The following is a 13,386-nucleotide window of genomic DNA, read 5'->3' on the forward strand; positions in this document are numbered from 1 at the left end:
TTAACACGTCAGCTTTCACCAGGAAAGAGAGTTGCCGAGATACTTCATTTTTGAAAATCTCAAAAACTCACGCACTCTCATGAATGACAATTTTTCTAGCAATCAATCTGCTTCCTTTAAACTCGATCGCACCCAAGCGATCGCCCAACTTGCTGCTCTGGGCTACAAAGACGGCGAACAAGTATACCTGCGCTTTTTCGTCCCAGACAGCGATCCACGTAAGGGAGAGGATAAAGGACGCAAGCTTGACGGCGTATTCCCAAACTTGCCTTGGCATCACATAGAACAACTCCAAGCAGAAGGACGTGGCTGTTACTTTGTCGTCAACGGTGGCGGTCACTCAGATCGAGATGTCACGCAAGGTCGGGCTATCTTCTTCGAGCATGACAATCTAGATAGACAATTGCAACGAGAGCTATGGAAAACGCTAGGATTACCAGAACCAACCGTTCAAGTAGATACGGGTGGCAAATCTATCCACACGAAATATGCCCTCTCCACTCCCTGCTCCATCGAACAATGGCGAGAACTCCAAGCAGACTTGCTAGAGTTTGTGGATGGCGATCGCAAGCTCAAAAACCCTAGCCGAGTCATGCGATTGGCTGGAGCGTATTACATCAAGCCTGGACAAAATCCAATTCAAAGCCAGCTGATTTTAAATACAGGCAAAACCTATTCCTACGAGCGATTAAGGGCAATTATCCCCAAACAGCAGCCAAAGGTAGATCCAGGCAAGCATATTACATGGCACGAGTTCGATCGAAGTTTCCGGTTGCCGATCCCTGACGCTGTACCACTTTACGAGTGTTTAACCAAGGAAAACCGCTATAAGATCGATCGAGGAGTCGGACAGGGCGAGCGCAATACTCAAGGCTTTACTGTACTGGTCAATATAATTGCCACTGCCAATTACTTAAATAGTATCGGGCAGCGTTACGAGGGTACGCCCGAACAACTATTTGAGCAATTCCGTTTCAAATGTACTCCGTCAATCGATCGCAACGAAGTTAAGTCGATTTGGAAGTCAGCTCAAAAGCGTGCGAGGACGACTAGTTTATCGCCGGATGCGATTGAGAACTGTATTAAAGCTTGGAAGTGGAGGCAAATTCGCGGTGAAAAATCGCCACCAACAGCAGCCAGACAGATACAAAGTCATGTGGCGATCGCTCAACCCCCTACAGAATCAACTTCTCTGCGCGATCGCGTTTTGGAGATTTTGGCTCGCCATTTAGAGCCATCTCAACGAAAAGAAGAATTCATTAGTTTATCGCGTCTGACTAATTACCCGCTCTTGGCAATCGAGCAACTAGCAGACATGATCGAAGCTGAAGCCGAGCGATTGGAAAGCCGCGATGAAACTGTGGCTGAACTCGATCGCCTGCTGGAGGCAACAGAAGCATCTGTAGATATCCAGTCAGTACTACCTGCTGCTTTGGCTATTCCGCTTTGTCAGCTCGCTAGTTGGTTGAATCTGAAACCAGAAGTGTACTTGACAATCTTGCTCACAGTTGTCTCCAGTCTTCATAAGGTTGGAACGGCGATCGTTCTCAATCAAGATTGGGGATTTGAAGTCACTCCAAATCTATTTAGCGCCATTGTCGCTGATTCCAGCCAGAAGAAAAGCCCGCCTTTTAAAGCTTTAGTTCACAAGCCATTGAGTTTACTTCAAATGAGAGCAAAAGAGGATTATCGGGTGGCGATGCTTCAGTACGAACGTAATCTAGAACGCTATGACAGTTTGAAAGGAGACGAGCGTAGAGATGCTTTCCCTGATGGTAGACCGAAGGAGCCACGCCAGAAAGTCTATTATTTCAGTTCTACCAACGGTGAAGGACTTGTCGCACAGGTGCAAGCACACCCGCAACAGGGCATCTTGTACGTTCAAGATGAATTAGCGGCTATTTTCAAGTCGCAAAATATGTACCGAGGCGGGCGCGGATCGGATGAAGAAGATTTGTTGAAGTACTATGACGGGCAGGGCAGCACGGTACTGAGGATTGATGGCTTGAGAGTCGATCTGCCAAGCTTGTTGCTGTCAGTGCTGGGTGGTATACAACCAAAAGTTTTGCAATCGTTCATGCGGGATTGCTCAGATCCCAATGGCAAATGGGCAAGGTTTATCTTCGCCATTCAGCCTCTAGCAGCTTCGCAAATGCATGAGGATAGCGGCAGCTTCAGTATTAATTCGTTACTGATCGATCTGTATCAAAAAGTAGACGCTTTACCACCAACAACGTATCGATTGGAGCAGGGGGGGTTTAAATTCTTCTGCCAAAGCTACAATCGGATCGAACAATTACGCATACAAGAACCTTTTGAGGGGATGCGGACGGCATGGGGTAAGACCGAGGGGCGAATTGGCAAACTGGCTATAAACCTGCACGTCATTCATGAGTTGATGGCAGGAAGGCAACCCTCAGAAATTGTACCCAAAGCCAGGATTATCGAGGCTGTTAAACTGACCAAGTTTTATATTCAGCAGGTCAAAGCTTTATATATTCAATTTGCTGATACCGATCGCCTATCTAACCATTTGGCTAAATTAGTAGAATTGTCGAATCAGAAAGGCTGGATTAAAGTCCGCGATGCTCAACAAGGGTTTAATGCTAAGTCGCGCCCAAAGCCAGAAACTATCCGCTCCTGGTTTATAGAACTGCAAGCTATGGGCAAAGGTGTAACTCGCGGTGGCGATCGCGCAATGGAGTTCAATGCTCAAGTTGTGGAATCTCAGTCCACACAAAAGTCCACAGATGAAACAATTAGAGGGCAAGGGTTTCAAGCGATTGTGGACTTTGTGGACTTTGTGGAATAAACATTTGATTTTTTGATTTTGTCTACCGAGCCGAACGGGAAATTCGATCCCAAGTGAAACTAAGTCCACAAAGTCCACTTTGCCCACAAACTCCTAAAACGCGCTTGGTGTCAGCGTTGTAGCAGTGGACTTTTCTGTGGACTTAGCTTCCACTGTCTCCAGTACTAATACTGGAATTTTTCACAGGAAGTATAAAAACTTAATAAAAATTCTGTAGTAGCACCCTTAGAAATCCGGTCACTGCCAAATTAGGCTCAAATCCAGCAAATGTTTTGAGTCTATTTTAGTTTGGTCGGCGCAGTTCATGTCCGAAATCTTCGCTTCTGTTGGGTCTATCGTCACTTGTCGCGATCGCCATTGGGTTATTTTACCTTCGGAGAACCCAGACATCATTCGCTTGCGCCCTTTAAGCGGAAGTGAAGAACTCATTTGCGGCATTTACCAACGACTAGAACTTGAAGCGATCGCCCCAGCCCAGTTTCCCCAGCCGCAACCAGAAGCAATTCAAGACCACGCTGCTATTCAACTATTGATGGATGCGGCAAGGTTAAGTTTACGCAGTGGTGCGGGTCCATTTCGCTGTTTGGGGCGATTATCCGTTCGACCTCGCCCCTATCAACTCGTCCCCTTATTAATGGCACTGCGTCTAGATACAGTACGCTTACTGATTGCCGATGATGTAGGGATTGGGAAGACAATTGAAGCGGGATTAATTGCTCGCGAACTGCTCGATCGCGGAGAAGTCAAGCGCCTAGCAATTCTGTGTCCGCCCCAGTTGTGCGACCAGTGGCAGCGAGAATTAAGGGAAAAGTTTCAAATCGATGCTGTCGTTATTCGTTCTGGAACTGCATCAAAACTAGAACGGGCAAAGCCGGAGGGTGCTGCTCACATCTTCGAGTATTACCGTCACATCATTGTTAGTCTTGACTACGCCAAATCAGAACGGCGACGGGCAAGTTTCATCACCCACTGCCCCGATTTAGTCATTGTCGATGAAGCCCACACCTGCGCCCGCGCTCATGCTGAAGGCATTGCCGTACAACAGCGTCACCAGTTAGTACAGCAAATTGCCGCAAAACCAGATCGACACTTAGTTTTACTCACAGCCACGCCTCATAGCGGAATTGAAGCCTCGTTCTTGTCGATCCTGGGCTTGCTGAAGCCAGAGTTCGAGCAACTTCATCTTGATTCCCTCACAGAACAAGCGCGATCGCAACTTGCCAATCATTTCGTGCAGCGCCGACGAGCCGACGTAAAACTGTGGCTGGGCAACGAAACACCATTTCCCGAAAGGGAGGCGTTAGAACTTCCCTATCGCCTGACTAAGGAATATCGCAGCTTATTTGAAGACGTATATAACTTGGCGCGGGGATTGGTCAAAACAGCAGATGATAGCCTCAGTTACGCCCAGAGGCGGGGACGGTACTGGTCGGCGCTAGCTTTGATTCGCTGCGTCATGTCTTCTCCGGCTGCCGCGATCGCCACCCTAACTCGACAGGCAAGTAAAGCAGGCAGTACGAATGAATTAGCCAGCGATTTAGATGAAGAGTTATTGGCTGCTTACGTCTACGACCCTACCGAACAAGAGCAAGCTGTTGATGCTCCACCAACTGTAGTGCTGGAACAAGGGCAGCAATCCTATGGCGATACAGAACGACGGAAGCTAAGGGCTTTCGTGCAAGAGGCAGCGAAACTCCAAGGAGAGAAAGATAGCAAGTTACAGGCAGCGATCGCCACGGTTGAATCTCTGCTCAAAGACGGGTTCAACCCCATCCTCTGGTGTCGCTACATTGCCACAGCCAACTATGTCGCCGCTGCCCTGAAGCAGAAGTTGGAGAAGAAGGGCAGTAATATTCGCGTCCTGGCAATTACAGGAGAGCAATCGGAAGACGAACGGGAAAGCTATCTAGCCGATTTGCGGTCTTCTCCACAACGGATCATGGTGGCAACGGACTGTTTGAGCGAAGGGGTAAACCTGCAAGAGCATTTTAGTGCCGTAATTCACTACGATTTACCGTGGAATCCAAATCGCTTAGAACAAAGGGAAGGGCGAGTCGATCGCTATGGACAATCTGTTGCCGTTGTCAAGAGTTATCTGCTCTACGGTCAGGATAATCCCGTTGATGGTGCGGTACTAGATGTACTGATTCGCAAAGCAGTAAGAATTCACAAGACTTTGGGCATTACCGTACCCGTACCGATGGATAGTGCCAGCGTCACGGAAGCAGTATTTAAGTCTCTATTCGATCGCGCCACCGACACGCAGCAGCTATCCTTATTCGACTTAATGAACTCGGAAGAATCGAATCTAAACGAAGTGCATCAAAGTTGGGATCGGGCAGTCGAAAGGGAAAAACTCAGCCGCACTCGATTTGCTCAAAAGTCAATCAAGCCAGAAGAAGTGCAGCAGGAGTTATTGGAGTCAGATCGCATTTTAGGCAACGAACAGGATGTAGAAAGGTTCGTCCTGTCGGCTGGCGATCGCCTGAATTGTTCCCTGATCGAGAAAAAGCAGGGCTGGTTACTACCATCTCCACCTCAGTTTTTGAAAACAGTGTTGGGGGACAAATCGCGCCTGATTTCTTTCACGACTCCCGCACCAGAAGGAGTGGAGTACATCGGACGCAACCACCCATTAGTAGAAGGGTTAGCACGACACTTGCTGGAAGAAGCACTCAGCAACGTATCAAATCCCACTGCTGCCCGTTGCGGCTTTACTGTCACAGATGCGGTGGACAAGCGCACGACTCTCCTATTATTGCGCCTGCGACACTTGCTAGAGAGTTCCAGCCATCAAAGTTTATTGGCGGAAGAGTGCCTTGTAGCTGGCTTTACCGGATCGCCCTCCAATCCGATTTGGCTGGAATCAGAAACCGCGATCGCACTGTTGCAACAAGCTCAACCCGTAGGTGATGTGGCAGCTGCAATGAAGCGGCTGGAAGTAGCCGAACTGATCGGGCGGATCGGGGAACTAGAAGACGAGTTACGGCAGATAGCCGAAAGGCGATCGCATACTCTTTCCCAATCTCACCGCCGCGTCAGGGCATTGACTAAAGAAGGGCAGGTGCGAGTCAAGCCTCAACTACCAATGGATATTTTAGGAATTTTAATTTTACAGCCAGGGCAACCCAAGGTAAACAGATGAGTGCAGTCGCAGCTACGTTAACAGGAATCCAAATCGAGGGCAACCTAATTGCCCCAGATATCACAGCAGAAATGCTAGCTGGAACGAATGAACTACCCCGCCGCAAGCGGACGGGGTATCAGAATCAAAAGAGAGATAATTGCTCATCTCGATGCAATTTGAGATAGTCATTCCCCTGTTTTTTCACATACCTGGCAATCATCCCTTCATCACCATGTTTTCCAACTGTACTCGCAAAATACCCATCACTCCAAAACTCGCCGCCCCACAGCTGTTGTTTCACTTGCGGACAGCGTTTAAATACTTCTCTGGCTGTGAGACTTTTGAGCATTGTTACCAGCTTGGTCACACTATAAGTTGGCACTGACTGTACTAAGAAATGCACATGGTCTTTGTCCACACCAATTTCGACAAACTTGATTTCATAGCGTTTCTCAATCTCTAAACACACCTCCCTCAAAACTGCATCTACCTGTTCGTCGAACACAGCTCGTCTATACTTTGCGGGAAACACCAAATGGTAAAGCAACACCGTAACGTTATGACTTTTATGAATATATTCGCTCATTCCTCACATTTTACGCCGCAGAGCGGCGGGGAATTTGACCCGCAGAGATTAAGGGACAAGCACCGGAAGACTTTAACTTTACTAAAACTGACAAACTGGCTGACGAAATCGCGATCGCCTGGGGTGATGCCAAGGCATATTGGGCAGCATTTCAACGGGCATTAGCAAGATTACCTGAAAATGATATAGCAACGACTGTCACCCGCGAACAGTGGGTCGTACCGCTATTACGTAGTTTGGGCTATGAGCCAGTTTATACAGCCAAAGCTGAAGCGATCGACGGGCAAACTTACGCCCTCTCCCACCGCACCGATCCAGGGGAAGATAAGCCACCCATTCATGTCGTTGGTTGTCGCGTCAAGTTAGAACAGCGTCCGCCTAGCGGTACGCCTAGACTTTCTGCTCATGCCCTGATGCAAGAATACCTCAATCGCACTGAGCATCTTTGGGGAATTGTCACAAATGGGTTGCAGTGGCGGCTGTTGCGAGACTCTTCGTTAATGACTCGCCTCACCTACATCGAGTTCGATCTAGAACAAATTCTCAACAACGAGAACTTTGCAGAGTTTGGCTTATTTTATCGCCTCTACCACCGATCGCGGCTACCACAGGGAGCAGACGATGCCGATGCGTGTTTGTTGGAATACTACCACCAAGAGGCAATTCAGCAGGGGGGACGGGTACGCGATCGCCTGCGCGATGGTGTAGAAAAAGCTTTGGTACTGCTGGGGACTGGGTTTCTGCAACATCCAGCCAACGGGCAGTTACGGCAATCTTTTGAGTCGGGAGAACTGGCTGATACCGTTTACTATCGCCAATTACTATTGCTGATTTACCGCTTGCTGTTCTTGATGGTGGCAGAAGCGCGAAATTTGTTGCTGACGGACGAAGATCCAGAGAAAGCCCGCATTTATTTGGAATACTACAGCGTCACGCGCTTGCGAAATTTGGCAGAACGCCCCAGCTATCGGCGCGAAGGCTTCCAAGATTTATGGCAAGGACTGCGGGTAACGTTTCGGTTATTTGATGAGAACTGGCGCGGGGAAGTGTTGGGGCTTTCGCCCTTGAACGGTGACTTGTTTGGATCGAAAACACTCAGGCATTTAGATGAGTATGCGATCGACAACCACGAACTGTTGTTGGCAATCCGGCAGCTATCCCTGTACGAACAAAAAGGACAATCGCGACGGGTGAATTATGCGGCGCTGGATGTGGAAGAGTTGGGCAGCGTCTATGAAAGTTTACTCGATTTTCATCCGCAGATTCAGGCACGGCAGGGAATTTATGAGTTTCAGTTAGTGACGGGAAGCGATCGCAAAACCACTGGTTCTTACTACACGCCACCTGAACTAGTAAGGCAGTTGATTAAGAGTGCTTTGGAACCCGTGATTGAGGAGAAGTTGAAAGAGGCGAAAACTGTCTCAGAAAAAGAAACGGCATTACTCAGCCTCAAGGTATGCGATCCTGCTTGCGGTTCGGGACATTTCCTTTTAGCCGCAGCGCGGCGGATTGGCAAGGAGTTAGCGATCGTTCGGACGGGAGAAGCACAACCAGGGGTAGAACCGTTACGCAAAGCCATACGGGATATTGTTCAAAACTGTATCTATGGAGTTGACTTGAACCCGTTAGCGGTCGATTTGTGCAAAGTCGCTTTGTGGATTGAGGGTTTTAATCGTGGCTTGCCGCTGAATTTTCTCGATCACCGGATTAAGTGCGGTAATTCCTTGGTGGGGGTGCTGGATTTAGCTTGTTTAGATGAGGGTATCCCTGATGAGGCGTTTAAACCCGTAACTGGCGATGATAAACAATTGGCTAGCCGTTGGAAGAAAGAGAATAAAAAACAACGCGAGACAGATTTACAAGGGCAATTATCTTTAGATTTTGAGGGCAGTTTAGAACTCGATAGATCTCATTATGCCCAAACTGCAAAAGAAGTAGGTGCGATCGCAGAAGTTACAACTTATGACGTTAAGCACAAGCAAACCCAATATCAACTCAGTCGTCAAGAACAAGGTTGGTGGCGCGACTATTCCGCTTGCAACCTGTGGACGGCTGCGTTTTTCATGCCACTGACCGAACAAAATTTGCAATTGTTACCGACAACAGCAGCACTAACTCAACTATTGCAGGGAAATAAGTTTACACAAAAGGTAGTGGAAGCAGCAAATATACTAGCCCAAGAAAAACACTTTTTCCATTGGTGTTTAGAGTTTCCTGAAGTTTTTGAAGCAGGTGGATTTAATTGCATATTAGGAAACCCGCCTTGGGAAACACTTCAAGTTGCAGAACAAGAATTTTTTGCCTCCCGTGATGCTGATATTGCGCGGCTACCAGGAGAGACAAGAAAACAGGCTATCAAACATTTGACACAAACTAAACCAGGATTAGCACAAGCTTTTGAGCAAGCAAAACACCAAGCAGACGCGCAAAACAAGTTTTTGAGAGAATCCGAACGATTTCCCTTAACAGCTACAGGTAAAATTAATACTTATGCTGTATTTGCTGAAACTACAAGAAGATTGATATCTCCTAATGGTAGAGTCGGTGTTATTGTGCCTACGGGAATTGCTACCGATGATACCTGTAAAAAGTTCTTTGGAGATTTGATTCAACAACAGGCTTTAGCTAATTTATACGATTTTGAGAATCGAGAAAGGCTATTTTCTGCTGTAGATAGCCGTACAAAATTTTCACTATTAGCTATCTGTGGCAAGCCAATCAAGCAAAGTAATTTTTCCTTCTTTCTGACTCAATCCAAGCAACTAGATAATCCAGCACGCTCATTTCAGCTTTCACCTCAAGATATTGCTTTACTGAATCCAAACACCCTTACTTGCCCAGTTTTTAGAACTCGAACCGATGCTGAGCTAACCAAGAAAATTTATCAGCGTGTACCCGTGTTGGAAAATGAGCGTACAGGTTGTAGTCCTTGGGATGTTTCATTTAAACAAGGCTTGTTTAATATGACTAGTGATAGTGGGTTATTCAAGAATGAGGCGGGTGATGGTTTAGTTCCCCTCTACGAAGCGAAGATGTTTCACCAGTTCGATCACCGTTGGGCAACGTATACAGATATTGGTGATACTCGTGACTTGACAGATATAGAAAAGTGCGACTCAAGCTTTCAGGTTCAACCTCGTTACTGGGTTAGCCATGCTGAGGTAGAAAATCGATTAGGTAATTGGAAGAAAAGCTGGTTGTTAGCTTTCAGACGTATTTGTAGATCGACTGATGAACGTACAGCTATTTTTAGCTTAGTTTCTAATATTGGATTTGGAGACAATGTTTTTTTGATGATTCCAGCATTAGATAATGCACTCCTTGTTTCATGTTTGTGTGCTTGTTTGAATAGCTTAGTTTTTGATTTTGTAACTCGTCAAAAAGTAGGTGGTACTAACTTTAGTTTTTTCATAGTCAAACAACTTCCCGTTCTTTCCCCAGAAGCATACACTCCAGAAAACATTGAATTTATCAGCAGCCGTGTCCTCGAACTCGTCTACACCGCCTGGGATATGCAACCCTTCGCCCAAGATATGGGATATGACGGCGAACCCTTTATATGGAATAGCGAAAGACGGGTATTATTGAGAGCAGAATTAGACGCATATTACGCCAAACTCTACGGACTCACCCGCGACGAACTCCGTTATATTCTCGATCCTGCTGATGTCTATGGTTCCGACTTCCCTAGCGAAACTTTCCGCGTCTTAAAGAACAACGAAATCAAACAATTCGGCGAATACCGCACTCAAAGATTAGTCCTAGAAGCGTGGGATAGAATGTTTGGGTAATTCGTAATTTGTAATTCGTAATTCGTAGTTGAAGAATTGTTGATTTCTAGCTATTTTTCTAGCAAAGTGTGTTTGCTGTTGCAATTTATTGTAATCTAGTAATTAGCAAATATAAAGCGTGGTCAACCTCTGTGAAAACTGACGCGATCTTTTATGAAATATTTAAAGAAATACCTAACATTTTCTTTGAACTAATTGGACAACCTAACATCAACTCTAACGCTTATGAATTCACTGCTCCAGAACTTAAACAAACAAGCTTACGCCTAGACGGAGTATTTTCAACTCGCCAAGAGTTTTCCAACGAACCTCTTTACTTCGTCGAAACTCAGTTTTACAAGGACGAAGAATTTTATGACAGATTGTTTACAGGTATTTTTCTTTATTTCAGTCAATATCGACCTCTCAATCCAGACTGGTATGCAGTTGTTATCTACGATCGCCGCAGTAATGAAGCTACACTTCCCCCACGTTATCACGCTTTAGTAGAACCACATCTACGCCGCTTCTACCTAAACGAAGTTGAAGAAGCAACAGAAGAGTCTCTAGGTGTAAAAATTGTGCGTCTAGTAGTAGCAAGCCAGCCAAGAACGGGAGAACTAGCCAAACAGCTTGTTAACCGTGCCAGGGAAGAGTTGACAGATTCCCTAATTCAGCAAAAAGTTATAGAATTTATAGAGACAATCGTTGTCTACAAGTTTCCTAATATGAGTAGAGAGGAAATTGAAGCCATGTTAAATATAAACTTATTGAGAGAAACCAGGGTTTATCAAGAAGCTAAACAAGAAGGAAAATTAGAAGGAAGATTAGAAAGAGACGTTGAATTAGTAACGAAACTACTGCAAAAAGGATTCAGTATTCAAGAAGTTGCAGACTTATTAGAGTTAGATGTAGAAGAAGTAAGGAAAGCAGCACGAGAGCAGTAAACCTCTATCGTTTCGTTTCCAAATATTAACTGCGAAGGAATTGTAGCTATGTTGAACGTAAACTTTATAAAAGGAACCAAGGTTTATCAAGAAGCTAAAGAAGAAGGGGCGTTAGAGGTTACAGTTAAACTAGTGCCGAAACTCCTGCAAAAAGGATTCAGCATTCAAGAAGTTGCAGACATCTTAGAGTTAGATATAGAAGAAGTAAGAAAAATAGCACGAGAGCAGTAAAATTCTATAGTTGATAATTCACTGGTACTTTTAATCAATTATTAATTAAGTCGTAAACTACAACTCTTAAGCGGCGATCGCCTTGTAGAAGTAATTTGTCGCTCAAAAAATCTCAGAAAATATTTAGCGAACGAAGATTAAGATAGAAACCTGAGATAATATATTTAAATGAGTATTATTCTATCTAAATAGCGAATGTACGAGCTTGAGCGAATCAGGGTGCTTTTTGGTGAAGAAGTTGTTTCCTATTTGACTAACAAAAATCGAGGTGGAACTAGTAGCGCCAAAGGCAACACCTACGAAAACTTTTTTGCTATATATCAATTAGCACTCTTGTCACAAATCGTCATTGAGAACAACAAAGATATACGCTGCTTAAGTCAGATCTTAGCGTTTGTAGACGATCTAATCATCGATTGTCAAGATGAATCCCCTTTACGTCACTATCAGTTGAAGAATAGCTCAAGTGTTACTTGGGGTGAAGGGCTGAAATCGATTTCTGACGACTTTAACAAGCAATACGAGCTAAATCAGTCTATCTCAAAAGAGTCAGAGGTTAATTTAGTTGTTTCTGACGCGAAGCTAAAAACTGGTTTGGAAGCAAGTATACCTGCTGCTATTAGTGGGTACAGTACAGTAGTTTATTTTCCGTATAATTCTAGCTTAGTTGGAGTAATTCAGAAAGAAAAAGCCTTTCAACAGGCTATAGAGTATCTATGCGCCTTTGATAATCCTGCACCAGATAAGATTGAATGCGTGGCAACAGTACTACTAGGAGCATGGGTTTCTAGCAATAAGTCTAACGTCTCCATCATTGACATATTAAGAAAAGCTCAAGAATCATCACCTTCGTTCATCCGTTCTTTCAGCCAAGAGTGGCAGCTAGACCCTGAAGTTGAAAATATTTTGAGTAAAATTGAAGATTTCCAATATAATTTGACCAAGGGGTTTCTACATTGGGAGTTCAAAAACGGACTTGATCTGGGTACTTTACCTTACAGTGTTGACACAGAGCAGTTTAGGCGATTTCAAGAAATTATTAAGAAAAAGCAACCTACCTGCTTTGATGAACTTGAGAGCTTCTTAATATGACAAGAACCTATTCAAACATCGTAGATCGAAGCATTCAGGCTTTACTCGATACCATAGCCGATAAGCATACTGAGCCAGCTCTTTATCAAGACACTATGACCAAGATCGGTATGCTTCTTGGTAGTGCAGTCCTATCTCAAATTAGCGATACTCAAGGTAATGTATATCTTGCTTGCACGGTTGAAGATGCAGATTTCTTAGCTAAAGGTATGCTCATCTCACTGGAAAAAGATTTGCAAAAAGTGGCATTTGCATGTTTTTGGAATCACCGCTTTTCCCCTTTTGAAATTGAAGATTTAAAAGTTGCTCCAATTATTAAAAAATATCAAGAGCCTGTAAGTCAATCCGTTAATTATTTAATTATTGTCAAATCTATTATCTCTGGTGCTTGCGTAGTCAAGACAAATATTGTCGATTTAATTCAATCAATTGAACCAGAAAAAATTTTTATTGTGGCTCCAGTTATGTATTTTGAAGCAGAGGAGAAACTGAAAAGCAATTTTGATAAATCAATTTATGATAAATTTCAGTTCTTTTATTTTGCTAAAGATGACGAGCGGACTCATGAGGGCGAAGTCATCCCAGGAGTAGGTGGAAACGTCTACACTCGGCTTGGCTTCGAGGGACAGGAATCTAAAAATCAATTTATTCCTGAAATTGTCAAAAGTAGACGTAGGAAATTGACCAAAGTTTAGAAATATCTTTTTAAGCAAGGTAGAGGAGTATAAGCAGAAGTAAAGTTGGCGATCCAGCTAGCTAAATTGGGCATCTTAAGACAAGAACAAAGCGCGATCGCGCTCGTCGCTGAATCATTTTCGCAA

Annotated in this window: 9 protein-coding genes; 8 read left to right on the forward strand and 1 reads right to left on the reverse strand. The window is 44.7% G+C overall.

The features are described from left to right. The first annotated feature begins 79 nt into the window (after nucleotides 1–79). Together QH73_RS06460 and QH73_RS06465 are read left to right on the forward strand one after the other, a co-directional pair. Nucleotides 80–2,812, forward strand: a complete 2,733-nt coding sequence (locus tag QH73_RS06460; RefSeq protein WP_039715668.1) for a DUF3987 domain-containing protein — start codon at nucleotides 80–82, stop codon at nucleotides 2,810–2,812. 304 nt (nucleotides 2,813–3,116) lie between these two features. After that, nucleotides 3,117–5,957, forward strand: a complete 2,841-nt coding sequence (locus QH73_RS06465) for a DUF8741 domain-containing protein (RefSeq protein ID WP_052290056.1) — start codon at nucleotides 3,117–3,119, stop codon at nucleotides 5,955–5,957. Nucleotides 5,958–6,081: 124 nt separating this feature from the next. On the opposite strand, the gene tnpA is transcribed toward QH73_RS06465, so the two are convergent. After that, nucleotides 6,082–6,525 carry an IS200/IS605 family transposase gene (gene tnpA / locus QH73_RS06470; protein WP_039711384.1) on the reverse strand — a complete coding sequence of 148 codons (444 nt, stop codon included), beginning with the start codon at nucleotides 6,523–6,525 and terminating at the stop codon, nucleotides 6,082–6,084. Here tnpA and QH73_RS27725 point away from each other — a divergent pair. The 6 genes from QH73_RS27725 (at nucleotide 6,508) to QH73_RS06495 (ending at nucleotide 13,260) form a co-directional block, all read left to right on the forward strand. Continuing rightward, a complete protein-coding gene (locus tag QH73_RS27725; protein ID WP_201277962.1) occupies nucleotides 6,508–6,690 on the forward strand; it encodes a hypothetical protein in 183 nt (60 codons plus the stop codon). The two genes, tnpA and QH73_RS27725, sit on opposite strands and share 18 nt — an antisense overlap. 71 nt (nucleotides 6,691–6,761) lie before the next feature. After that, nucleotides 6,762–10,316 carry an Eco57I restriction-modification methylase domain-containing protein gene (locus QH73_RS06475; protein WP_236146892.1) on the forward strand — a complete coding sequence of 1,185 codons (3,555 nt, stop codon included), beginning with the start codon at nucleotides 6,762–6,764 and terminating at the stop codon, nucleotides 10,314–10,316. 131 nt (nucleotides 10,317–10,447) lie between these two features. Further along, nucleotides 10,448–11,242 (forward strand): Rpn family recombination-promoting nuclease/putative transposase, encoded by a 795-nt coding sequence (locus tag QH73_RS06480; RefSeq protein ID WP_039715671.1) that lies wholly within the window; start codon nucleotides 10,448–10,450, stop codon nucleotides 11,240–11,242. Between the two features lie 48 nt (nucleotides 11,243–11,290). Continuing rightward, complete coding sequence (locus tag QH73_RS06485; RefSeq protein WP_039715672.1) at nucleotides 11,291–11,473, forward strand: hypothetical protein; 183 nt, start codon at nucleotides 11,291–11,293, stop codon at nucleotides 11,471–11,473. 195 nt (nucleotides 11,474–11,668) lie between these two features. After that, a complete protein-coding gene (locus QH73_RS06490; protein ID WP_039715673.1) occupies nucleotides 11,669–12,565 on the forward strand; it encodes a hypothetical protein in 897 nt (298 codons plus the stop codon). Continuing rightward, nucleotides 12,562–13,260 carry a hypothetical protein gene (locus tag QH73_RS06495; protein ID WP_039715674.1) on the forward strand — a complete coding sequence of 233 codons (699 nt, stop codon included), beginning with the start codon at nucleotides 12,562–12,564 and terminating at the stop codon, nucleotides 13,258–13,260. The genes QH73_RS06490 and QH73_RS06495 overlap by 4 nt, the downstream gene beginning before the upstream one ends. The last annotated feature ends 126 nt before the right edge of the window (nucleotides 13,261–13,386 follow it).

The sequence above is a fragment of the Scytonema millei VB511283 genome (genome assembly GCF_000817735.3).
In the GTDB taxonomy this organism is placed as follows: Bacteria; Cyanobacteriota; Cyanobacteriia; order Cyanobacteriales; family Chroococcidiopsidaceae; genus Chroococcidiopsis; species Chroococcidiopsis millei_B.